This is a genomic window from Pseudanabaena sp. FACHB-1998, assembly GCF_014696355.1.
Lineage (GTDB): Bacteria > Cyanobacteriota > Cyanobacteriia > Pseudanabaenales > Pseudanabaenaceae > Pseudanabaena.
Genome location: NZ_JACJQA010000004.1, coordinates 15539 through 39148 on the forward strand (window position 1 = coordinate 15539; position 23610 = coordinate 39148).

The 23610-nt window shown below is 43.2% G+C and carries 16 protein-coding genes; 13 read left to right on the forward strand and 3 right to left on the reverse strand.

Annotated features, from left to right (window positions below; translation table 11 throughout):
* Positions 1–99 precede the first annotated feature (99 nt).
* From cobA to H6F42_RS02290, 4 genes are all read left to right on the forward strand, one after another.
* Positions 100–1671: a uroporphyrinogen-III C-methyltransferase gene (cobA, locus tag H6F42_RS02275; RefSeq protein WP_190397743.1), complete on the forward strand. Its 1572-nt coding sequence runs from the start codon at positions 100–102 to the stop codon at positions 1669–1671.
* Between the two features lie 85 nt (positions 1672–1756).
* On the forward strand, positions 1757–2626 hold the full coding sequence (locus tag H6F42_RS02280; RefSeq protein WP_190397744.1) for a 6-carboxytetrahydropterin synthase: 870 nt from the start codon (positions 1757–1759) through the stop codon (positions 2624–2626).
* 128 nt (positions 2627–2754) lie between these two features.
* Positions 2755–3267: a chemotaxis protein CheW gene (locus H6F42_RS02285; protein ID WP_190397745.1), complete on the forward strand. Its 513-nt coding sequence runs from the start codon at positions 2755–2757 to the stop codon at positions 3265–3267.
* 396 nt (positions 3268–3663) lie between these two features.
* Positions 3664–4680 (forward strand): late competence development ComFB family protein, encoded by a 1017-nt coding sequence (locus tag H6F42_RS02290; RefSeq protein ID WP_190397746.1) that lies wholly within the window; start codon positions 3664–3666, stop codon positions 4678–4680.
* Between the two features lie 107 nt (positions 4681–4787).
* Here the strand turns inward: H6F42_RS02290 and H6F42_RS02295 are convergent, their stop codons facing one another.
* Positions 4788–5159 carry a ferredoxin-thioredoxin reductase catalytic domain-containing protein gene (locus tag H6F42_RS02295; RefSeq protein ID WP_190397747.1) on the reverse strand — a complete coding sequence of 124 codons (372 nt, stop codon included), beginning with the start codon at positions 5157–5159 and terminating at the stop codon, positions 4788–4790.
* 274 nt (positions 5160–5433) lie between these two features.
* On the opposite strand from H6F42_RS02295, the gene H6F42_RS02300 reads away from it, so the two are divergent.
* From H6F42_RS02300 to H6F42_RS02310, 3 genes are all read left to right on the forward strand, one after another.
* On the forward strand, positions 5434–6099 hold the full coding sequence (locus H6F42_RS02300) for a hypothetical protein (protein WP_190397748.1): 666 nt from the start codon (positions 5434–5436) through the stop codon (positions 6097–6099).
* Positions 6100–6108: 9 nt separating this feature from the next.
* Positions 6109–7107 (forward strand): tryptophan--tRNA ligase, encoded by a 999-nt coding sequence (gene trpS / locus H6F42_RS02305; RefSeq protein ID WP_190397749.1) that lies wholly within the window; start codon positions 6109–6111, stop codon positions 7105–7107.
* 123 nt (positions 7108–7230) lie between these two features.
* Complete coding sequence (locus H6F42_RS02310) at positions 7231–8160, forward strand: type IV pilin-like G/H family protein (protein WP_190397750.1); 930 nt, start codon at positions 7231–7233, stop codon at positions 8158–8160.
* A gap of 109 nt (positions 8161–8269) precedes the next feature.
* Here H6F42_RS02310 and H6F42_RS02315 read toward each other — a convergent pair whose 3' ends face one another.
* Complete coding sequence (locus tag H6F42_RS02315; protein ID WP_190397751.1) at positions 8270–12880, reverse strand: choice-of-anchor I family protein; 4611 nt, start codon at positions 12878–12880, stop codon at positions 8270–8272.
* 161 nt (positions 12881–13041) lie between these two features.
* Positions 13042–14196 carry an alanine--glyoxylate aminotransferase family protein gene (locus H6F42_RS02320; RefSeq protein WP_190397752.1) on the reverse strand — a complete coding sequence of 385 codons (1155 nt, stop codon included), beginning with the start codon at positions 14194–14196 and terminating at the stop codon, positions 13042–13044.
* 87 nt (positions 14197–14283) lie between these two features.
* Between H6F42_RS02320 and H6F42_RS02325 the strand changes: the two genes are divergently transcribed.
* The 6 genes from H6F42_RS02325 (at position 14284) to H6F42_RS02350 (ending at position 23490) form a co-directional block, all read left to right on the forward strand.
* Positions 14284–14715 carry a hypothetical protein gene (locus tag H6F42_RS02325; RefSeq protein ID WP_242018297.1) on the forward strand — a complete coding sequence of 144 codons (432 nt, stop codon included), beginning with the start codon at positions 14284–14286 and terminating at the stop codon, positions 14713–14715.
* A complete protein-coding gene (locus H6F42_RS02330; RefSeq protein ID WP_190397753.1) occupies positions 14715–16931 on the forward strand; it encodes an SUMF1/EgtB/PvdO family nonheme iron enzyme in 2217 nt (738 codons plus the stop codon). Before H6F42_RS02325 ends, H6F42_RS02330 begins: the two co-directional genes overlap by 1 nt.
* A 133-nt stretch (positions 16932–17064) precedes the next feature.
* Positions 17065–17412, forward strand: a complete 348-nt coding sequence (gene avd, locus H6F42_RS02335) for a diversity-generating retroelement protein Avd (protein ID WP_190397754.1) — start codon at positions 17065–17067, stop codon at positions 17410–17412.
* A 189-nt stretch (positions 17413–17601) separates the two neighbouring features.
* Positions 17602–18669 (forward strand): RNA-directed DNA polymerase, encoded by a 1068-nt coding sequence (locus H6F42_RS02340; protein ID WP_190397755.1) that lies wholly within the window; start codon positions 17602–17604, stop codon positions 18667–18669.
* A gap of 27 nt (positions 18670–18696) precedes the next feature.
* Positions 18697–18810, forward strand: coding sequence for an SUMF1/EgtB/PvdO family nonheme iron enzyme (locus tag H6F42_RS22245; RefSeq protein ID WP_199288881.1), 114 nt, complete (start codon positions 18697–18699; stop codon positions 18808–18810).
* Between the two features lie 411 nt (positions 18811–19221).
* Entirely contained in the window at positions 19222–23490 is a 4269-nt protein-coding gene (locus H6F42_RS02350; RefSeq protein WP_190397756.1) for a DEAD/DEAH box helicase, read from the forward strand.
* Positions 23491–23610 lie beyond the last annotated feature (120 nt).

A 23610-nucleotide genomic window follows, 5' to 3' on the forward strand; every position in this document is an offset into this window, starting at 1 on the left:
TTGAATGGCGACAGCTATAAAAGAACAAACCCAGTAAAAGTTTTAAAAACAAAAAATGGCGTGTTTTTTGTTTTGGGATAAGCGCCAAGCGCTGTAATTATGCAAGGAAAAGTTTTTATTGTTGGTGCAGGGATCGGTAGTGTTGAGTTTTTGACAGTTCGCGCTAGGGATTTGATCGCTCAAGCCGAAGTGATTATTAGTGATGCTTTAGTCGATCGCCAATTATTAGACCTAGCTCCAGCTAACGCCGATCGCATTGTGGCGGGTAAACGAGGCGGACAGGAAAGTTTTAAACAAGACGATATTAGCCAAATGCTCGTACAGCATTGCTTGCAAGGTAAGCAAGTGGTGCGCCTCAAAAGTGGTGATCCTTGGATATTTGGGCGATCGCTACCAGAAATTACGGCTTTAAAAGCTGCCAATTGCCAATGGGAAGTGGTCGCAGGTATTTCTAGCGCGATCGCTGCGCCCCTGTTGGTAGGTATTCCCCTGACGGAAGTATCCGCAAGTCCTTGTTTTGCGGTGATGACAGCCCATGATTTGAGCCTTTTGCCTTGGGCGGCGATCGCCGAAATCCCAACCCTAGTAATTTTGATGGGGACAAATAATTTAACGGCTTTGCTGACAAAGCTAAAAATTGGCAAATCGGCGGATACCGCGATCGCGATCGTGCGGTGGTGTGGGCGACCAGAACAGCAAATCTGGATAGGAACTTTAGAAAATATTCAATCCCGACTGCCCGAAGGCTCCCTTTCGCCATCGGTGATCATTGTGGGCGAAGTGGTTAAGTTTCATGGACAAATATTTGGTCAGCAGGAAAATTTGTCGGCAAATTTATTAGAAAATTTGGGACAGCAAACTGATCAAATACAGGAAAAACTAGCCTTGCAAGGTAAAAAAATTTTAGTAACCAGAGCCGCCACACAGGTGAGCCAATTTACAGATTTATTAGTTAGCCAAGGAGCCGAGGTAATTGAAATGCCTACCTTGGCGATTATTCCGCCCACAAGTTGGGAAATGCTTGATCGGGCGATCGCCAATCTGGCTGATTACGATTGGTTGATCTTGACCTCAGCCAATGCTGTCGAAAGCTTTTTTAAGAGATTGCAACAATCAGGCAAAGATAGCCGTGCCTTGCATAGTCTCCAAGTAGCCGTAGTTGGGCGCAAAACTGCGGAAGTATTAGCCAACTATGGGATTAAGCCAGATTTAATTCCCAAGGACTTTGTGGCGGATGCCCTCATGGATGCATTTTTGGCAATTCCTGACTACGTTTTAACTGATAAAAAAATGCTGTTTCCGCGAGTGGAGTCGGGTGGGCGCGAAATTTTAGTAGAGCAGTTACAGCAGCATGGCGCGATCGTCGAGCCAGTTCCCGCCTATGAGTCTGGCTGTCCTGAAGCGATCGCTCCCCTCGCTCTCGCTGCCATCCAAAGCCAAAATCTGGATGCGATCGCCTTTGCTAGCTCCAAAACCGTCAAACATTTTTGTCTCCTGCTTGATCGCATGGCTTCCCAAGCAACTTGGCAAAAATGGCTAGAACCGATCAAAATCGCCTCCATTGGTCCCCAAACCTCAAAAACCTGTCATGAATTATTAGGGCGAGTTGACTGCGAAGCCGTGGAATATACCTTAGAAGGTTTAGCCGAAGCGATCGCGAAAGCTCTGTAACTAACTGCAAAGCGCGGTAAAATAAAGCTTAAAGTTAAAATAAATTTACAATTCTTCAAGACTTGTTTTTGGTGACTTATTCCTGATGGCTAAATGTGTAATTAATCGCCGCGCTGAATTTTCTGCTAGTCATCGTTACTGGCTACCTGAAATTCCAGACGAGGAAAATCGCGCCAAATTTGGCGCTTGTACCAACTTTCCTCCTCACGGGCATAACTATGTACTGTACGTGGGAATGCAAGGAGAAATCGATCATACTGGCATGGTGCTAAATCTCTCAGATGTTAAGCACATCATCGCCCGCGAAGTCACCACTCAACTAAATTTTTCCTATCTCAATCAAGCTTGGGGAGAGTTTGACCAAACCCTCCCTACAACGGAAAATATGGCTCGTGTGATTTGGCAACGTTTAATCCCCCACTTGCCATTAGTCAATATTCGCTTATACGAACATCCTGAACTCTGGGCTGATTATCAAGGTAACGACATGCAAGCAAATTTAACGATTAGCACTCACTTCTCCGCCGCCCATCGCCTTGCTTTAGATAGCCTTTCTCTCGAAGAAAATAGTGCCATCTATGGCAAATGCGCTCGCGTTCATGGTCACGGGCATAACTATCATCTGGAAGTATCAATTTCTGGTGAAATCGATCCGCGTACTGGCATGATTGCCGATCTGAGCGATTTTCAAAAAGCCCTAAACCAGTATGTTCTCGATCCGATGGATCATACTTTTCTCAACAAAGACATTCCCTACTTTGCGGAAGTTGTACCCACTGCTGAAAATATTGCGGTCTATATCCAAAAAGTCCTCACTCAACCAATTCGCGAAATTGGCGCAAAGTTACACAGCATCAAACTTATCGAAAGCCCTAATAATTCCTGCGAGGTCTATGGCGAATATCAGCTATCAGACATTGAGCATTCATTAGAAGAAGCTTTAGCATCGGTCTAATAAAAAAATAGAGGTAGCGCAAAGTGCTACCTCTATTTTTTTTGAGCAATATCAGCATGAATGCTGTATACAAACGATCGCGATGATCGCTATACATGATTAATGATTACTCGAGCTAATGTATTTTCATGTATAAGCTTTCAGAAAACGTGGATCGCATTCAAGATTTTAAAACTGATTTCAGAAAAGAAGCCAACTCTGATACTTGTCTAAAATTTGCGATCGATCCGCAAACTATTGGCTTACTAGAAAGTGAGTTTACGCAAGAGGTATTGACGCTTAAAGCAAGTCTGGTCATGCCAGTCCCGAATAAACCATCCTGTGTTTTGGGGATTCTCAGCCGTCGTCGCCGCGTGTATTGGGCGATCGATTTAGCTATGCTACTAGGATTACAGCCTTTAGATCAAAATATTCGACTCTATGAAGTAATTCTGACATCCGTACAAGAGCTTTCACTGGCTTTGATTGTTCCGAAGATTTTTGGGGTGGTGCATTTAGATAGCGACCAAATTGAGCATGATATTTTTTCGGCTCCCGCGATATTAAAGCCTTACCTGAAAGGGTACTTTAGAGAAAAGGGGGAAACTGCTTATTTGTTAAGAGCCGAAAATATTTTGCGATCGACGATCTTGCACTCATAGACCGAGTAATACCAAATAAAGAAATGGCTACGCTATTTCTTTATTTAAAAACCGAGTAATACCAAATAAAGAAATGGCTACGCCGTTTCTTTATTTAAAAACCGAGTAATACCAAATAAAGAAATAGTTGCGCCGTTTCTTTACTTAAAAACCCTGTAATACCAACTTAAGAAATGGCTACGCCGTTTCTTTATTTAAAAAAACCTAATACCGAATAAAGAAATGGCGTAGCCATTTCTTTATTTAAAAACCCTTACTGGGTTTGGTTTTTAATTTACAAAAGTGTTGCTACGTTTTCGTGAATTGGTATACCCCAATTAAATATATTAAAAAATCCAATTACGATTTTTTAATTAGCCTTGGATAGAACTGGCAAATATATACGAAGTCAATCCCATGGAATCTTGCCGAAATGTGATTATGGAATTTGTTTATAGGGAAGCAGATACCCAAATTAACAGTTTAGGTATGGGAATTAGAGATAAATATAATATTCATGAAGTCGTTGCTTATGCCTTAAATCGACTACCCCCTATGTTTGTCTCCACTGATGTAGATCTGCAAATCAAAAGACGAGAGTGTTTTTTAATGCAGGAAAATATTACTAAGATAACCCGTCAAGCACTTTTAGCGGTTCGTCGAGATCCTTTACGACGACCTCAACCACTAGAGGACATTGAATTAGCTAATGCGCCCTATGCCCTCCTAAAAACGCAGGAAATCTTGGGCTGGAAAAATCTGATGTGGTGTGATCTACCTGCGGCGATCGAAGATTGTCTAGAAACAGCGATCGGTAAATTTAATTCTGGCAATATCCATAATCTAAATAAGTATGCTTCTTTAGGACAAAGGAGGATAAACCCTAATGTTTATCTGAGTAAATCTAGTAAAGCATTACAAAGGAAAAGTGTTGCTCCTGAAAATAAGCAAAAAGAATACGATACTTATATGCTTGAGTCCCATTACTTAGTTCATTCCTTGGAAAGACTAGTAATGAAGATGGCTCAAAATCGCGCTCAAAATTTTCCACCTGCGGAGCTAAGATTTATTCGTTTAGAAGATGTTTTAGCAAGAACTTTAAATCGCTTACCGACTTTGTATGCAACTGCGGAAAAGGGAATTAATCATTTACGATATTATGCTCAAATGAATATTGGCTCTGAAGTAGCAATTATTGTTCATGAGTCAATGCTAGAGGTTCGTAAAATAAATTTTCATCGAATTGAACCTTTAATCTATTATCGAATTCGCCATGAAAGAGAGCAAGCTTTGCTTAAAGTAAGTAGCCTTTTGAATCGCGATGTGAAATGGCAAAATTTGCGGGAAGTAGTAACGGAGTCGTTAGATCTTGCTACAAATGGGAAAGTTTGCTGGCAACGCTCTCAGGCTAAGACGGCAGTACCATTAACATAAACGAAAGGGAGTTGCGGCACGATGATGTTGCAACTCCCTTTCCACCCAAGAATAAGCTATGCGGCGCGAAGCGCCGCATAGCTTATTCTTGGTTTTTTGCAGAATGACTAGGCATCATAAACAATGTCTATAATTTCCAATTCTTGCTTTGTGCCAGCAAAAGGATTGTCTGGAGTTAGAAACAGCATACAGTGACATTCTTTGCGCTCACGCATTGGTACACAGGGGCAATTCCAGTAGGTATCCTTGACCTCAGCTTCCTTATCTTCATAATATCGGCAAGGGCAAAGTGGAGAACCTAGTTCTTCTTTATGCTTTGCTAGACCTTCAATGACGGCATTAGTTACGCTCGGATCGACACAAAAAAATGTACTTGTGTTTTTTGCGTATTTTTCGGAAAATTTCCGCATTGCCTCAAAACTTTTGGAGGAAGCTTTATTTTTCCCACGATCTGACTCTGACTCTGGGTTAAGGGACATAAACTAAAAAAATTGCAAAGAAACGGCTAATTATAACCTATAGCATGAAACTGCTACGCTAAGGTGACGACCAAAGCAAAACCAAAGATTAAAAAAGATTAAAGTTGTTGTCCTTGGTATCAAGGAGAGGGGCGACGTTTAGCATCACCATTTTCACATCATCGCCATTATTTAGGGTCTCTTGAGGATTTGTCGGGTTTAGTCGTTTTAAACAAGAACTTTTGCTAAGGTAATATAAAGAAAATTTCAAAATGTCAGCCGTATCAGTAAATGTATGGCAACTAATTTCAATCTCTGTGTGTTTTCTGGATTGGCGATCGCGGTAGTCATGGTGGAGATGATTGCTGGTGGATATGTGGCGCAAGCAAATAATTCGGAAGATGCTAATGAAAAGTTAGGTACGGTCAGGACTTTGCCTAGCTTGCAGACAAGAGCGCGTCCACCTTTACAGCCTTCTACGTTGCATCTTGGGATGCTGGAGGCGCAGTTTTTTGAATATGCTAAGGATAATAACTGGGCGGCGATCGCCACTATTCGTCGTGATGAGTTTACGGTGCATCAGTTACAACCAGGGGGAGAAGGGCTGTATGCGTTGCCCGATCGCCAGTTAGTTTATGTCAGAGGCTTTACGGCAAATATTTATTTTGAAGGCGATCGCTTGGTGGGCATCCGCTTAACTCCCGATAATCGCGATCGCCCCTTGACGGCTTCGGAGCTATTGACTTTAGTGAGGGCTTGGTTTCCCGATGATGTGTTGAGCGTGATTTATCAGGTCGCCCCATCTGATCCGCGTAAGAGTGTAGTCGAAACGCTAATTGGTACAATACCTAAAGCTTTTGAACGGGATTTAGGAAAGGTAAGTTTGCCTTTTTGCCGCACCATTGTTTTCCCTTCCCCCGTTCCTGTAAATACATTATCGACCTGTAATCTCAATATCTAATCACTTTCCATGCAAAAACGAGTTCTATCTGGTGTACAACCAACTGGCAATCTCCATATTGGCAACTATTTGGGGGCTATTCGTAACTGGGTAGAGACTCAGGCTGATTACGAAAATTTCTTTTGTGTTGTTGATCTGCACGCGATTACTGTCCCTCACGATCCAAAAACCTTAGCTAGCAATACTCGCGATATTGCGGCGTTATATATCGCCTGTGGCATCGATCCCAGTATTTCCACAATTTTTGTGCAGTCCCATGTTTCGGCACATGCGGAGTTAACATGGCTTCTCAATTGCATTACGCCGCTAAATTGGTTGGAGCGAATGATCCAATTTAAAGAGAAGGCAGTCAAGCAAGGCGAAAATGTGGGCGTGGGTCTGCTGGACTATCCCGTATTAATGGCAGCAGATATTTTGCTATATCAAGCGGATTTAGTTCCTGTTGGTGAAGATCAGAAGCAGCATTTAGAACTAACGCGAGATATTGCGGGAAGGTTTAATGATCAGTTTGCACCAGTTTTGAAAGTGCCGAATCCCTTAATTCGGAAAGAAGGCGCAAGGGTAATGAGTCTCACGGATGGAACTAAAAAAATGTCGAAGTCCGATCCTTCAGAAATGAGTCGAATTCATTTGCTCGATAAGCCTGATGAGATTGTGAAGAAAATCAAGAAGTGTAAAACCGATGCAGTGCGCGAGTTAGCTTTTGATGATAGCGATCGCCCTGAAGCAAATAATCTTCTCGGTCTATACGCGATTTTTGCAAATAAAACCAAGGAAGAAGTCCAATCCGAGGCGGCGACATGGCGTGGTTGGGGTGATTTTAAGACTGTGCTGACTGATGCAGCGATCGCGCATCTTGAGCCAATTCAAACTAAGTATGATGAAGTGGTAAAAGAGTCAGGCTATCTTGATCGCGTATTAAAAGAAGGTCGTGAAAAAGCATCTGAAACTGCTTTTAAAACCCTAAATGCTGTCAAAGATGCAATGGGTTATTTACCACCTTTATAAATCTGGGATCACCTAAAAGAAAATAAAATCTTTGAAATCTTTGCTTCGCAAAGATTTCAAAGATTTTACTAGTTTGGCTCATTACTTGCTCTCAAAATCCAAAATTTCAAAGCAACTTAACTAATGGCAACTTTCTCAAACCTCATTACGAGATTAATTAATAAGCCCCAGCCGCTCGCTAAAGTATTCACCTATTGCATCGCTATGGGACTATTGGGATTATTAGTTAGTTGCAATAATAGCGATCGCGCTACAAGTGTTAGTGACCAAAAGTTAATGGGAACTTGGGCTTTTCAGAACGCCGATGGTAGTAAATCTGGGACGGCAATTTTTGAGCCTAAGAGTGAAGTTAATGGCAATATTGAAGGGAATATCTACTTGCTGACGAATGACTTAGCGACGGGGCGAACAGCGATCGCTGGTAAATATAGGATTAATGCTGGTAATAGCCCACCACAGTTAGATTTAGTATTTGAGGATTTAACTACTCGAACTATTTATGAAATTGATCGGGATGGCAAACTCAAAATCGCTAATGCCTTGCCAGAACAAAATCGCCCTAACAATATTGATGAGCAAGCGCAGCAGTTAACGAAAATTTCTGAAAGTACGGTTCTGGACAAAGATATCAAAGTCCTCAAATCACAGGATTTACTTAATGCATCTGCCTTAGTACGTCAAACTGAGAGTAAATCCTATATTCGAGCCATCTTGCGATCGCAGCAGCAAATATTTCAGGAGAAAGGACAATTTAGTAATGAGCTAACTCAAGTCACATCAGGCTTAAAGCTAAATACAGATTTTTATAATTACACCATTAATTTATCTACCAATAATCCTGTGGAACTAATGGTGCAGAATAATGCAATTCCCTTAAAAGATGGCTTAAAGGCTTATACGGGAATTGTCTATGCGATCGCTAATGAGTCCAATGAAAAGGCAACTAAAGCCTTAATTTGTGAGAGTAATACCACAACTAAAGAACTTCCATCTACTCCCAAAAAGCTTGAGCAAGAATATATCTGTCCAGATGGATATACCTCAACAAATTAATAGAAAAAGATAAAGCGCAAAATGGCATAGCCATTTTGCGCTTTATCTTTTAAGCCAAAATCAAATCTTGGATTTGATTGGCGACACTTCGTGCCGCCAATCAAAAAGATTAACCCAGCTTAACTTTTACGATGATGTCGTTATAGTCTAAGTCTCCACCGCTAGGCAAATCCTCAAAGCCAAAGGTATTATCTCCAAGCAAGCGAATGTGATCTACTCCATCGGAATTTGCTCCTAAATAAGAGAAATACACCTGATTACTTTGACCACTCAAAACTTGATCGACCGTAGCATTGCTAATAATGAAAGGAGCGAAAATGCTACCACCGATTAGCTCTTTGCCATTAAACTGTGCAGTACCTTGATTGGTCACAGTGAGATCGATCGCCGCCACACGACGTTGAACTGCCGCTAAAGTGTAACCACTTTGTCCGGGCAGAATATCCGCAACTCCATCATTGTTCGTGTCGATGCCACCATTAATATCCGCAACTCGATAGAAGCCAACAAAATTATTAAAAGCGGCTTCGCGATTAACAGTGAAGTTAGCATTAATCTTACCTGCGAGATCTCGAAGATCGATCGCTTCGCCTTGCTGATTATCTTGTAGGGAAACACCAAGAGAACGGACAACATTAGAAGTTGTGACATCCACAACTAAACCTTCAAAACTAATTTTGAAGCTATCGGTTGTGACATTGGAAATGAAATTGCTAGTCGAGGTTGAGAAAACAATCTCTTTAGATTGACCAGCTAAAACTTGATCGGCTGTTCCATTTTTGATCAAAGCAAATCCAAGTTTAGCATTAGGGGCAAAGCCTAAAATCCGAGGCTCACTGCTAAATCCATTGGGTTGATTGCTGAGGATTGAGGAAACTACCCGACCTTTGCCAGTTTCCAAAAGCTGTTTAAGATTAACGGTACTTCCATCAACCTCAAATACAACTAATTCATTAACCGTAGTACTAGAGTTAATGGAATTGATTTTGAATGAAAGTTGTGTTAATGCATTATCTCCAGTAAAGCCAATCACACCTGTAGAAATCTGGGTGAGACTAGATTTACTGAGAACACCATCATTCCGCACACTTAGATTTTGAATCCGTGTATCCTTGCTTGCGCCTACATCAGTGAGATTGTAAGCGGTGGTGCTGAACTGACCTGCTAGGTATTCAGCTAAGGCATCCTGCTCGGAACCTGCGGCGGCAAAGGTAAATTTACCTGCATTGAGGTTGAGGGCTGTATCGACCTTCCCATTGCCATTTAAATCAATGGTTTCACCACGCAAGTCAACACGATTGGCTAAGGTCGCATTTTTCTTGACAAAAGCAGGGAATGGATAGTTATCTCCACCTAAAGCATTGGTTGAGCTTGTGCCAGCGAGGAAACTGAGCGTTACTAGACGGAAAGTGCGATCGCTATTTCCGACAAGAACGCCATCCTTAACAATGGTGTCTCGCAATGAGCCATCTTCATTAAGTACCACAAGGTTGCGAACTCTCTCGCCTTCGGTTGTAACTTCACCAGTAGTCGAGTTAAAGGCGATCGCCTTCTTCGTGGCATCGAAGCTAAAGGATAAACCACTAATCTGAGGAAACTGCCCGGGTGTTGCACCAGCCGCAGTCCCAGCGACAGCGTGTTCGATGACCCAACGCAGTTGTTGAGCGGTGACCGTAACTAGAGAGAGGTCATTGTTAAACCGCAAAGAGTTCTCAATGTCTAGTTGAGAAATATCTCCTTCCTTCTTGTTTGGAGCAAGAGGGTTAGGCTGAGTAGGCAACTTCACCACATCAGATTCATTGACTGCTCCTGACGCTGCTGCTACAGCTCCAATGTTATCTCGGATACCGCCACCATTTTTGATTGAAATCAGTACGGTAGGATCGATCTGGCGAGCTAAAGCTAAATTCGCATCGGCTGAGAGGTTGCCTAGGTTAGTTTCTTGAGTACGAACATCACCGCGATTTCCGTTCAAAAAGACATTTGCCTTACCAACAATTAGATTGTCTTTAGAAGAAATGACATTTCTAATTCCGTCAGTAATTGCCACAACATTTGGGTTAGCGACATCCCGAGGATTTACATCAGCGCCATAGACGCGATCGACACCCGCCTCATCAGTGGCATAGGCTCCATTGATCTTGTTATCTAGCCGATCAACAAGGAGAACTCCATTCTCATCAAACTCAGTAACTAAGCGCCCGACGTACTTGTAGTTACCATCGGTATTGACCACCAGAATTGGTTTGCCATCAATACCAGTTTTGATAATCGGATAGTCACCAGCCTTGGTATCTCCAGCACGGAGAATATCATTTTCATCAGCCAGCAAGGTATTAGAACCACCACCGATGATGATATCGACATCTCTCAATCGAGGGGCAATCTCATCGCGTTCGATCGCAAATTGTTGGAAGTGCGAAAGGAGAACGATCTTATTGATGCCTTGAGCTTTGAGAATATCAACTGTCGCTTGGATTTCTGCGGCTAGGGCGGCGTAGTCAGTGGGATTATTAGGCGTAACAATGATGCTGCCAGAGGAAGTGATGTTAGGCAGGGTGGGCGTTGTTGCACCGACAATGCCGATCTTTTGATCATCGGTATTCCCCGCAATTCCATCATTACCTGCAACTGTAATTACGGTGCTTTTGGCAAGCTTACCTTTGATCGAATTTGCTTCGGCGGTAGTTTGATTAGTGGCAAGATCGCTACTTCCCAGATTTCCAGCCGTAATTTCGGGTTGAAAATTGAGATTAGTACTGAGATAGGGAAAAGCTGTACCAGGGTTACCGCTACCAGTGCGAATAATATCGCGAACTTGTCTAACGCCTAAATCAAATTCGTGATTGCCCAAAGCCGAGGCTTGAATGCCGATCGCATTGAGAATCCCGATATCACCACGTCCGATCACTGGTTGGGCGTTGTTGGCGGTAGGAGTTACAGGAAGTCCACCCACACCGTCAAGGCTGCGATCGCTAGAGGCATTTAAAAATGCTCCCGGAATGTAATTATCTCCCGAAGAGAGAATCAGGGTGTTGGCTTTGTAGTTCGGATCATCTTTCAGTTTATTGACAATGGCTGAAAAGCGCACTGCATCATCAACGGCAGGAATACCCGCTTCAAAATCCGAAGCATGGAGAATCTGCAATTTGAAGGTTGGGGTTGATTCAAATACAGAAACTGTATTACTGACTTCGCTAGCTGTAATCACTAAGGATTTGCCTGTGGGACTATCACCCGCCGAAACAAAGGTCACCCCTTCAACGGAACGATCTTCGGGGGTATTGAGATATTGGACAAAACTAGGTTTAATTGGGTCGGTGACATCGTAAACAATTACATCGCCCACACGCTCAAGCCCAATAAAAGCATAGGTACGTCCGTTAATTACACCAGTAGTCACGCCTTCTGGTTCTGGCCCCTTATTATCACTACGGGTATCAAAAGTACCCGTAGTACCGTCACTGTTAAATAAAGTCGGTGCAAATTTGGCGGTGATTTGCTCTAGTTGATCGCCGCTATCAAACACGATTCTGCCAGTAGAGTCCAAAATTGAGAAGGAGCGACCTCCAAAAGCAACAATTTGATCGAAGTCACCATCACCATCGGTATCGCCCGATTTGTTGGTTACAGTCAAACGCCCAAGATTTTCTGGCTTCTTCAGATCAGCCGCATTGGGGAATAATGTTGTATCGAGGTTAAGACTAGCAACACGGGTTTCTTCATTAAAAACGCCACCTTCTCCAGTGCCACTAATGATACCAGCGGCTGTGGGGCGCACTCGCGAGTCACCTTCATTAGCAATCACATAATAGGTCTGACCGTTAGCTGTGTAACTGGCGATCGCATCGGGTTGGTAGGCTCCAAAAACGGGCCAGTTTTTAATATTAATTTTGCCGCCTCCCGCCGAAGTGCCATTGACATCGCGATCGCTAGCATCAATACCATTCCCCGCTAGATTAAAATTCTTGAGTCCGAGGGGCGTAATACCTGTAATCGTGGCACTGGCGATGTCTAAAGTGGCGATCGCATTGGCTTCTTGCAGAGTAACTTTCGCCGTGAGTCCATCGGGTGCTACCGCGATATATTCAGGCTCTACATCTTGAGAAACTGTTGTCAAAACTGGAGAGCCAGAGATTATTCTATCTCCAATAATGCGGACACCAGATGCTTTTAGAGTCGCGATTTGGCTATCAAAGCTATTAAAATTAGCTTCTTGAACCGTTGCGTTCAGAGTTCCATTAGTTAGGTCAACACTGTTAATCGTAATAACACTGACGGAGCCTTCAGGATCAACGGTGTAATTTTCGTTGGGTTCACCCTCATTAGCGACCAAAACCTTAGTCCCATCAGGGGTAAAGGTCAGCATGTCGGGCAAGAATCCCACTTCAACGGAGTTTAAAAAATTTCCGTCTGACGCTCTAAAGAAGCTCACGCGACCTCTCAGGTTAGTAGCGAGAGCCTCTTTAATTTCATAGGCAACCGCCACGATGCCATTTTTGATGGCGATGCTGTTGGGAGCCGCCACACCAGAAGCGGGAGTAAATCCGGGAGATAAGGTTCCCGCAGAAGTAAGAGCGCCTGTGTTGCTAACGGAGTAAACATCAACTTTACTAGCGGCAACGACATAGAGGCGATCGCTGGCTGGATCGAATGCAGGAATCTCTGAAGCGGTCGTACTAGTAGCACTACCACTCAACTTATTTAGAAGTATCGACATGAAACTTGTTTTTCCGATTCACTTTTCTCCAAGATTTTACGAGTAGTCCATAAGCGATCTAGATAAGGTATAGATAAGCTTTCTTTAAGATATGGTTAACAAAAAAGGAGTTGCAGGTGCTAAGCACCCGCAACTCCTTTTTACTTTTGATGGCGAAGCTCTTAACTATTGAGAACTTCGATCGCTGCTTTCACACCAGCACCGTAGGTGAAATTTGTATAGCCGAGAGCAGCAATTGACGCTTCGAGAGCGCTAATTGCTGTCAAAATATCGCGATCGCCGACAAAGCCGAGATGTCCAATACGGAAGATCTTGCCATTGAGGTGATCTTGACCACCCGCCATGACAATATCGAACTTTTTCTTGATGGTGGCGCGAATCTTTTCTGCTTCTAAGCCTTCGGGAGGCACTACGGCGGTAATCGAATGGCTAGCAGCCTCATCGGGAGCTAATAGTCCCAAGTTCATCGCCTTGACTGCGGCGCGGGTCGCATCACGATGGCGCAGGTGACGAGCAAAGATATTCTCCAAGCCTTCTCTTTGCATGATTTCTAAGGAAGCTTGCAAAGCCATGACCATATTCACGGAAGTCGTGAAAGGAGTGGAATTTTTCGCCGCATCCTTACGAGCCTTGCCCAAATCTAGATAGAAGCGAGGTAAATCCGCAGTTTTATAGGCTTCCCAAGCTTTGGGGCTAACGGCTACAAATCCCAATCCGGGGGGGATCATATAGCCCTTTTGCGAACCAGAGCCAACCACATCTAAACCAAGTTCATCAATGGGAATATTAATTGCCCCTAAACTGGTTACCGCATCAACGATCATCAAAGCCTTTTCATGGGCTTTGACATGGCGGTTAATCGCAACTAAATCGTTTAAAACCCCCGTCGAGGTTTCACTGTGGGTGATGATTACAGCTTTGATTTCCTTATTGGTGTCCGCCTCTAACTTGGCACGGAAATCTTCAGGATCAAGAGCTTTGCCCCATTCTGCTTTGATGACTTCGGCATTGATACCATAGGCTTGACAGACTTCGACCCAACGCTCGCCAAACTTGCCGTTATCGCCAACTAGAACGCGATCGCCTTTGCTTAAGAAATTAATGATGCCCGCTTCCATCGCACCAGTTCCGCTTGCGGTGAGGATTAATACATCATTTGTTGTTTGGTGTAGCCACTTGAGCTTGGCGGTCACATCTGCCATGACCTTGCTAAAATCGCCGCTACGGTGTCCGATGGGAGCCTTTGCCAGTGCCAACAGCGCCTGTTCTGGCACTGGTGTTGGACCTGGGATCATTAACATCAACTTGTCTTCCATGAGTCGAAATCTTTTAATGCTTGGTTAAATAATAGATCTAGTATTGTATAGCAATTGAGATGTTAGGGACTCGAAGTGAAATAAAGGATGCGATACAATATCGAAAAGTTACCGAAATTTCCCGCAGTCATGACTTCAGAAAATAGTAAAAACCAGTTTGCTTTGACGATCGCCTTTACCGATCCAGATTTGACAAATGAGGAGCGTGATGAGGAGGTGGTGCAGTTATTAGATGAGCTAAGCGATCGCTCTGATATCGAGTCCGTTGACCGCGTGCGCGATCCCAATCCTCCTGATGGCAATAAAAGTATTGGTGGTTTTTTTGTAGGAGTTTTGGCTGCGGAAGTGAGCGCAGCAAATGCTAAGAAAGTTTTAGGATTTTTGGGCGATCGCCTTGGCAATAAACCGATCTCCTTAAAGGCGGAGAAAAACGGCAAAAAGCTAGAAGTGACAGCTAATAGCCGAGAAGAGTTAGAGTTTTTGATTCAGAAAGCCAATGAATTTTTTGAGACTGCATAATGGGACGTTACGCATTACTGGTTGGGGTTAGTAATTACATAACAGATCTCAATCCTTTGCCCAGTGCGGTGAAGGATGTAGCTGCATTGAAGGAAATTTTAATCGATCCTACGATTGGTGGTTTTGCCGCCAGCGATGTAGAGGTGTTGACTGATGTTGACGAAACTGCGATCCGCAGAGGGATATCTCGACTTTTTGCTAATCGTAAAAATGATGACTTGGTGCTGTTGTATTTTTCTGGACATGGTGTGACTGATAGCCGCAATGATTTTTATTTGTCGGGTATCTCAACAGACAAGAATGATTTGTTGTCTACGGCAGTCTCTTCTGATTTTGTGCAGAAGGCAATGAACCAACGCGGATCTAAGCGTCAGGTGTTAATTTTGGACTGTTGCCATAGTGGGGCTTTTCCGAAGGGGATGACTGCTAAGGATATTGGCAAGGTAAACCTATCGCCTAAGCTAGGTGGGGAAGGTCGAGCAATTTTGACGGCTTCGGATTCGACTCAATATGCTTTTGAACAAGAAGGATTTGAGTTGTCTCTCTATACACATTTTTTGGTAGAAGGATTGCGAACAGGTGCGGCGGATCGTGATGATGATGGGGATGTGACGGTTGATGAGTTGTATGAGTATGTACGGGATAAGGTGAAGAGTGTCAACGATCTGATGTCTCCAGAGTTTTATCCTGTCAAGGAAGGACATCGGATTGTTTTAGCAAAGGCAGTGCAGGATGATCCTAAGCTGAAGTTTCGGAAGGAGGTTGAGAACGTTGTTCGTGATAGCAATGGTAAAATCTCAACTTTTGCTAAGCGGGGTTTAGGAATACATTCGCAAGATTTGGGATTATCTCAATTAGAATCTGAGTCAATTATAAATGAAGTTATTCGTCCTTATGAGGAATATGATAAAAAGCTTACACAATACGAACAAGATTTATTGTCAGAAGTTTCTCAGGGATTCCCTTTTAGTAAATATGTGGAATCACAGTTAGAATATTACGAAAAGCGCTTAGGTTTGCGTGATGCCGATTTGCAGGAAATTAAAAGTCGGATAATCGGTAATAAGCAAGTTGAGTACGAGCAGAGGTTGCAACAAGAACAAAGACAAGCGGAAGCTGTACGTCTGAAGCGTCAGCAAGAAGATGCTGAACGGTTAAGGCTGCAACAAGTTGCTGAAGCGGAGAGGCAGAAACAAGAAAGCGATCGGCTAGAACGTTTGAGGACACAGGCTGAGGAGGAAGATCGGCTAAAACGGCTACAGGAAGAAGCGGAACGAGTCAAAAAACAGCAACAGAGTAAGCCTGCTCAACCTGAGTTTGAGTTTGAAGTTGTTAAAGTTAGATTGGTAAAAGAGAGTGGTTTCCTTGGAATTGGTGGTGGTACGAAAATTGAGTTAGATCGTAAAAATGGAAAAGCACAATATATCCGTGAAAATCTAGGTAATGGCGTAACTCTTGATCTAGTAAAGATTCCTGCGGGGAAATTTATGATGGGAATGCCAGCAGATGAGCGAAAGATTGCGCTTGAGAATGCTAAGAAATATGATTGGAATGGGGCAGAAGCATATTTGGATCGGTCAACGCCACAGCATGAAGTAAAGGTTCCTTCTTTTTTGATGGGGAAATATACTGTAACCAATGCTCAATGGCAAGCAGTGATGGGAACGAAGCCATCGGAAAGCTCTGATGTTAAGTTTCAAGGCGAAAACCAGCCAGTAATCAATGTTTCGTGGGATAATTGTAGGGAGTTTTGTAAAAAGCTCTCTGAAAAAATCAACAAGAATGTCAGGTTGCCTAGCGAAGCCGAATGGGAGTATGCTTGTCGCGCTGGAACCACTACCGCCTTTCATTTTGGAGAAACCATAACCACTGAACTCGTCAACTATGATGGTAACTATCCCTATGTAGATGCACCAAAGGGAGAATATCGACAGAAGACAGTTGATGTCAATTTTGATAGGTTTAGCCCGAATGCATGGGGTTTATATCAAATGCATGGCAATGTTTGGGAATGGTGCGAAGATGTATGGCATGAAAATTATAATGGTGCGCCCACCGATGGCTCTGCATGGCTAACTGGTGGCGAACAAAATAGACGCGCTCTGCGGGGTGGCTCGTGGTTCTGCGATGCGATCAATTGTCGTTCGGCGTTTCGCATCAGGAACCCTGCGGACTATAGCGACGACTTTATCGGTTTTCGGGTGGTTGTCGCCTGAGTTCCGTTCTTTTCTTTCTCGCGCTCGTGAGGGCTTCTTCTTTGCTCTTTAGCCCTTTTGCGCTTTATATTTTGCACTAACCAAGTGCCTTTGGCACTTTTTTTTATTTCTTAATATTAATAATGAAAATTAAATGAACGAACTGCCAGTAATTCAAAAAACCTACGATCTCATTAAATGGACAGTGCCAATTCTTAATAAGTTATCTCGCGATCATAAATACTTGTTAGGCAACAGAATTATTACTTCACTTTACGATCTACTTGATAAATTAATCATAGCACGCTATCACAAAAATAAACTTCCTATCTTAGAAGAACTTAACTCCAATATTGATATATTACGCTATCAAATTCGCCTATTACATGACTTTGAATTATTACTAAATAATCGTTACGAATATTTCAATAAAGAATTACAAGAAATCGGTTCCGAAATTGGTGGATGGACAAAATCCTGTAGGGGCAAAGCATTACCGTAGAGATTTACAAATTTTGCAATTATTTAAATTCGGTAATGCTTTGCCCAAAACCTCACAACATAGGGACAATTTATCTTTAAATAGCGAAAAGGGTTTAGCATTTGCAAATTTAGATAGTGGTGAAGAGTTTAGAGATAGTCCCGCAAATGCTAAACCCCTACGATTATTTGTATATAAATCAATAAAAATATGAAACGGGCTGGTAATCTTTGGGGACAAATAATTACTTTTGAAAATATTTTATTGGCAACTAAAAACGCTCAAAAAGGTAAACGCTTTCGACCTAATGTTTTAGAGTTTAATTTTAATCTGGAAAACGAAATAATTACACTACAAAAAGAGCTGGTTTCCCAAACATATCAACCATCAGAATACACAGTATTTAAAATCATCGACCCCCAACCTCGCCAAATCTCCGCAGCACCCTATCGCGACAGAGTAGTTCATCACGCCCTTTGCAACATCATCGCTCCCATCTTTGAGCGTTCCTACATCTACGACTCCTACGCCAATCGCATCGGATTTGGCACACACAAAGCCCTCAAAAGATTTACCGAATTTACCCGTTCTAGTCGCTATATTTTGCAATGCGATATCAGCAAATATTTCCCCACGATTGACCATGAAATTCTCAAAAAAATTATCCGTAAAAAAATTAAATGCCCAAATACACTTTGGCTAATCGACACAATTATTGATCGCAGTAATTTACAAGAACCATTTGAGCATTACTTTCCTGATGACGATCCGCTTTTACCCCTCACCAGACGCAAAGGCTTGCCCCTCGGCAATTTAACCAGTCAATTTTTTGCCAATATTTACCTCAATGAATTCGATCGCTTTATCAAAGAAACCCTAAAGATCAAAAAATATTTACGCTATGTTGATGATTTCGCATTGTTTAGTGATGACAAAGATACTCTAGAAAATGCTCGTCAAGAAATTCAAAAATTTTTAACAGATTTACGCCTAGTCCTTCATCCTAAAAAAACGCAACTATTCGCCACCAAACTCAGCACTAATTTTGTCGGATTTCGCATTCTTCCATCAGAAATTCGAGTTCTTTCAAAAAACATCCGTCGTGGCAGAAAGAGAATTCGCTGCATCTGCAAAAATGTGAGTAAAGGGAAGTATGATCTTAATTATCTTCTCAACTCCTTACAAGCTTGGAGGGGACATCTGCAACATGGCAATACATGGCACTTGCAGCAACAGTTATTTGGTGATCTTGATTTAGCGATTAGCGCGATCAAGTAGCCAGAGAAGGTATAGATCGACAGCGCTCTGCGGGGTGGCTCGTGGAACAACAATGCGATCAATTGTCGTTCGGCGAATCGCAACAGGAACAATGCGGACAATAGCAACAACAATATCGGTTTTCGGGTGGTTGTCGCCTGAGTTCCGTTCTTTTCTTTCTCGCGCTCGTGAGTACTGCCCAAGGTCAGAATTGATTTATGGGAATGAATCGAGTGTACGTTATGGGAGTCCAGATCTGTGCCTGTGGTGCGACAGCATCCAAATATAAAACTGAGTCAGTTATTTTAGTAGGGAAACCGAAAGGTTAACTGACTTAACTTGCTCGAACAACATCTACCCTAAAAACAGTAATTCGTTAGCATTGCGTCAGTCCTAAAATTCTTAAATGGTTTCTTAGATCTGTGTTGAAACCGCAATTTTTGCTAAGATTAATAATTGGCAACAACCTATAAGAAAAATTTTTGACTTAAAATTTTTCTTATAGGTTGTTGCTAATGAGTTAACGCCGATCGCAAACTCTTCTGATCATCTAGTCATAATACAAATCTTGATATGCCTGACTCTCTCGCTGATGCTGCCAAAATCCAAGAAAAACTGGCAATTCAATATTATAAATTGCCAGCACTAGAGCGCCAGATGATCCAAGTATTAGCGATCGCCTATGAGCCAACTAATCGCAGCGTTTTTTTTGATTGCCTATTGCAGTATGGACTCAAGGATAAGGATGATCGGCATTTTACGGTAGGGGGATTAAAAGTCTATGTCGATCGCTTTTTAAAAATTGGGCTACTGATACAGGAGCGATCGCAGGGTTTGCAATGCAATCCCTATTTGATCGATATTGCGATAAGAGATGCCGTGAAGGCGGGTAACTTCGAGAAAATTGTCAAAGCGATCGAAGCCCAACTTCCTGTGCCTAGCTACGGCAAGCTAGAATCCCGCAGTTTTAGAAGTGAATCCCAATTTGTGCGCGAGGTGAGAATTGGCATCTATCGCCAAGATCTTACATTTGTCACAAAGCAATTTGAAGATTTTTATCGCTATGGTTATCCTCAGCAACGGATCACACTAGAAACCGTTTTACATCAAATCTGTACCAATCCCTTTGATGTTAATTGGTTTAAAAAATTAAAATCAGAGTTCTATGAGATGGCTCTCAGCACGATTTTAAATAGCAGTGTTATAAAGTTAAAGCCCAATCATGAGGCTTTTACGTTGCTCCAAAATGCCTTTCAGGAGCAGTTTCTCAATCCCACTTCAAAGAATTCCTCAGAGGATGCAGAACTTTCAAGCGATCGCTGCACCGATATGTTGCTTTTGATCTTGATCGAACAAAGCTTGTTAAGAGCAGATTTAGAAACGGCTCAGGCTGCCTATGATCACCTTGGGGAAGATTATAAAGTGGCGGGGGATTCTTTCATTGCTTGGCTGAACTTTATTAAGGGAAATCGGGAATTAGCGATCGCCCAGTTCCGCCAATCCCTCAAGATGATCAAAAAGGCAACGGGCAAGCGACAGATTTACTTCAGTGGCGAGGCTGGGTTATTTTTTATACTTGCCCTCATTCAAGAGGGAACTGCTGAGAGTATGCGCGAAGCGGAAAGCTATGCAGCTCTCATGACTAAGCAGACTAACCACTGGCTGCAAGTGACCTATAGCCGTTTTCAGAAGTTACTCAAGTTTCAACTGGGTGATATTCCTCAAAAGGAACTGCTTAGTGCTGAGTATATTCATGATCACACCAATAGTCATACCCTAGAAGCTTTTTTTAGTGCGCTCTGTCTCTACTGGATTAATCCCGAAAAAGCAAGAATTGAACTATCGCGGATTCTCGAACCTTTACTCAAGCAGTCCGTAGCCGCAGGTTATCACTGGTTATCAATGGAAGCTGCCGAATTACTAGGGCAAATCTCTCCTAATTCCATTCATCAAAAGCACGCTCAGAAATTACGTCAAGCCAATCAAATTCCGACAATCGTTAATTTAATTCGTCCACAGGAAACTTGGGAACTTAGCCTCAATGCCCTACTTAATCTCAGTAAGTCTCCACAGGAGCAAAGTAAGGCGGCAACTAACTCTCCGCAACGTTTAGTCTGGTTTATCACCTTTAATAAGGGAACCTGCACCATCCAACCAAGGGAGCAGAAGATTAATGCCAAAGGGGTGTGGAGTGCAGGACGAAATATTGCAGTCAAGCGCCTTAAGGATAGTGTCCATGAGTTTCCCTACATGACTCCGCAGGATATTATCGTTTGTTCTCATATCCAGATTTATTCCTTTCATGGCTATTATGGACAGAGCCAATATGAATTTGATGAAGATACCATCTGTGCTTTGATCGGACATCCCTTTGTGTTTTGGGAAGATTCGCCGACAACTCGCGTCGAGATTGTCAAGGGTGAGCCTGAGCTATTGGTGAAGACAGGAAGAGGCGATCGCCTAATTTTAGAATTTTCGCCCCAGCTAAAGGATGGACAGAATTTTGTCGTGGAAAAGGAAAGTCCCACTAGACTGAAGGTCACACTAGTCAATGAATCCCATCGCCGCATTACGGAAATTATTGGCAGAAAAAATCGCCTCGAGATTCCTGTAGCTGCTAAGGAGAGAGTGTTAGCGGCGATTCATGGTATTTCTTCGATTGTGACGGTACATTCCGATATTGGTGGAGTTGTGAGCAATGCCGAGGAAGTTCCATCGGATAGCAAGCCCCATGTGCATATTTTGCCATCGGGTGATGGGCTGAAGGTGGCGGTGTTAGCTCGACCCTTTGCCAATGCGGGGGCTTACTATCGTCCGGGAACTGGTGGCGCGACCGTATTAGCCGAAATTGATGGAAAGCGCTTACAAGCAACGCGCAATTTAAAGGAAGAGAAAAAGCTCGCTAATGAGGCGATCGCCGCTTGCCTTACCCTCGGCAACTATGAGGAAAATGATAGCGAATGGATCATTGATGATCCTGAGTTTTGCCTAGAGCTATTATTGGAACTGCAAGCATTAGGCGATCGCATTGTCTTGGAATGGCCTGAAGGCGAAAAGATGCGAATCAGTCATCGGGCTGGGTTTGGCGATTTTAGGATGTCGATTAATCAGAGTCGCGATTGGTTTGCTGCTGAAGGTGAGTTACAGCTTGGCGATGACAAGGTGCTAGATATGCAGCGACTTCTAGAACTTCTGGATAAAACCCCTAGTCGATTTATTCCCCTTGGCGATGGTCAGTTTTTGGCGCTTACGCAACAGTTTCGCAAGCGCCTCGATGAATTTCGCCGCCTCTCCGAAAAACATGGCAGTGGCACTAGATTTCATCCCTTAGCCGCCTTAGCCCTTGAGGATTTTGTCGATGAAATTGGCGACCTCAAAGTTGATAAGCATTGGAAAGCCCATGTCAAAAAAATTAAGGAAATGCGAAACTTTGAGCCCCAATTTCCCACCACCTTGCAAGCGGACTTGCGTGATTATCAAATCGAAGGTTTCCAATGGTTAGCTAGATTGGCGCATTGGGGAGTTGGGGCTTGCTTAGCCGATGACATGGGCTTGGGCAAAACCCTGCAATCTCTTGCTTTGATTCTTACCCGCGCCCCTCACGGTGCGACGCTGATTGTCGCGCCTACTTCCGTTTGTATGAACTGGATTGGTGAAGCTGCTAAGTTTGCGCCGACGTTAAATGTGATTGTCTTTGGTACAGGCGATCGCCAAAAAGTTCTAGACAATCTTCAGCCCTTTGATATGGTGATCTGTAGCTATGGCTTAATGCAGCAGGAGGAAGTAGGCGAAATGCTTGCTAAGGTGCAATGGCAAACGATTGTGCTGGATGAGGCACAGGCGATTAAGAATACTGCAACTAAGCGATCGCAGGCAGCGATGAATCTACAAAGTAGTTTCAAAATGATTACCACGGGTACACCTATCGAAAATCATCTGGGTGAACTCTGGAATCTGTTCCGCTTTATTAATCCGGGGCTACTTGGTTCCCTTGATAACTTTAATACTAACTATGCTAATCCCATCGAGCGATCGCAGGATCGAGAGGCTCGCAATCAACTTAAAAAGCTAATTCAGCCCTTTATTCTGCGGCGCACCAAAAATCAAGTTCTGCAAGAACTTCCATCACGTACTGAAGTGACTCTCCAAGTGGAACTTAGCAAAGAGGAACTTGCCTTTTATGAAGCGCTACGACGAGAGGCGATCGCTAAACTTACGGATACTCCCGCCAATGCAGGACAGAAGCACTTACAGGTTCTTGCGGAAATTATGAAACTGCGCCGTGCTTGCTGCAATACCAAGCTCGTCCGTCCCGATATCCCTCTGCCAAGCTCCAAGCTCCAGCTTTTTGGAGAAGTGGTCAATGAATTACTGGACAACAAACACAAGGCTTTAGTCTTTAGTCAATTTGTCGATCATTTACATATCATTCGCGATTATCTCGATTCTCAAAAAATTAGCTATCAATATCTCGATGGCAGTACTCCCGCTAAGGAGCGCAAAAAACGAGTGGAAGCTTTTCAAGCAGGGGAAGGCGATGTCTTTTTGATCAGCCTCAAAGCTGGCGGTACGGGTTTAAATCTGACGGCGGCTGACTATGTCATCCACATGGACCCTTGGTGGAATCCTGCGGTCGAAGATCAAGCCAGCGATCGCGCCCATCGCATCGGTCAAAAACGCCCTGTGACGATCTATCGCCTCGTAGCTAAGGGAACGATCGAAGAGAAAATTGTCGATCTACACCATCACAAGCGCGATCTTGCAGATAGTTTGCTAGAGGGTACGGATATGAGTGGCAAGGTCACCACCGATGCCTTGCTACAATTGATCAACGAAATTTAACCCCCCCATAATAGAAAGCCGACATTCCGCTAAGCCACTTAAGGGGTTTAGCGGTGCTGGAATTTTGATAGATTAGCGATCGCTACATCAGACAATTAAAAACATAGGAGCAATTCATGA

Bases quoted from the DNA above. Each gene is read 5' to 3' on its own strand.
- H6F42_RS02315 (WP_190397751.1), bottom strand. From the start codon at position 12,880: ATGTCGATACTTCTAAATAAGTTGAGTGGTAGTGCTACTAGTACGACC.
- H6F42_RS02330 (WP_190397753.1), top strand. From the start codon at position 14,715: ATGGGACGTTACGCATTACTGGTTGGGGTTAGTAATTACATAACAGAT.
- H6F42_RS02320 (WP_190397752.1), bottom strand. From the start codon at position 14,196: ATGGAAGACAAGTTGATGTTAATGATCCCAGGTCCAACACCAGTGCCA.
- H6F42_RS02280 (WP_190397744.1), top strand. From the start codon at position 1,757: ATGGCTAAATGTGTAATTAATCGCCGCGCTGAATTTTCTGCTAGTCAT.
- H6F42_RS02300 (WP_190397748.1), top strand. From the start codon at position 5,434: ATGGCAACTAATTTCAATCTCTGTGTGTTTTCTGGATTGGCGATCGCG.
- H6F42_RS02295 (WP_190397747.1), bottom strand. From the start codon at position 5,159: ATGTCCCTTAACCCAGAGTCAGAGTCAGATCGTGGGAAAAATAAAGCT.
- trpS (WP_190397749.1), top strand. From the start codon at position 6,109: ATGCAAAAACGAGTTCTATCTGGTGTACAACCAACTGGCAATCTCCAT.
- H6F42_RS02285 (WP_190397745.1), top strand. From the start codon at position 2,755: ATGTATAAGCTTTCAGAAAACGTGGATCGCATTCAAGATTTTAAAACT.
- H6F42_RS02340 (WP_190397755.1), top strand. From the start codon at position 17,602: ATGAAACGGGCTGGTAATCTTTGGGGACAAATAATTACTTTTGAAAAT.
- avd (WP_190397754.1), top strand. From the start codon at position 17,065: ATGAACGAACTGCCAGTAATTCAAAAAACCTACGATCTCATTAAATGG.
- H6F42_RS02325 (WP_242018297.1), top strand. From the start codon at position 14,284: ATGCGATACAATATCGAAAAGTTACCGAAATTTCCCGCAGTCATGACT.
- H6F42_RS02290 (WP_190397746.1), top strand. From the start codon at position 3,664: ATGGAATCTTGCCGAAATGTGATTATGGAATTTGTTTATAGGGAAGCA.
- cobA (WP_190397743.1), top strand. From the start codon at position 100: ATGCAAGGAAAAGTTTTTATTGTTGGTGCAGGGATCGGTAGTGTTGAG.
- H6F42_RS02310 (WP_190397750.1), top strand. From the start codon at position 7,231: ATGGCAACTTTCTCAAACCTCATTACGAGATTAATTAATAAGCCCCAG.
- H6F42_RS02350 (WP_190397756.1), top strand. From the start codon at position 19,222: ATGCCTGACTCTCTCGCTGATGCTGCCAAAATCCAAGAAAAACTGGCA.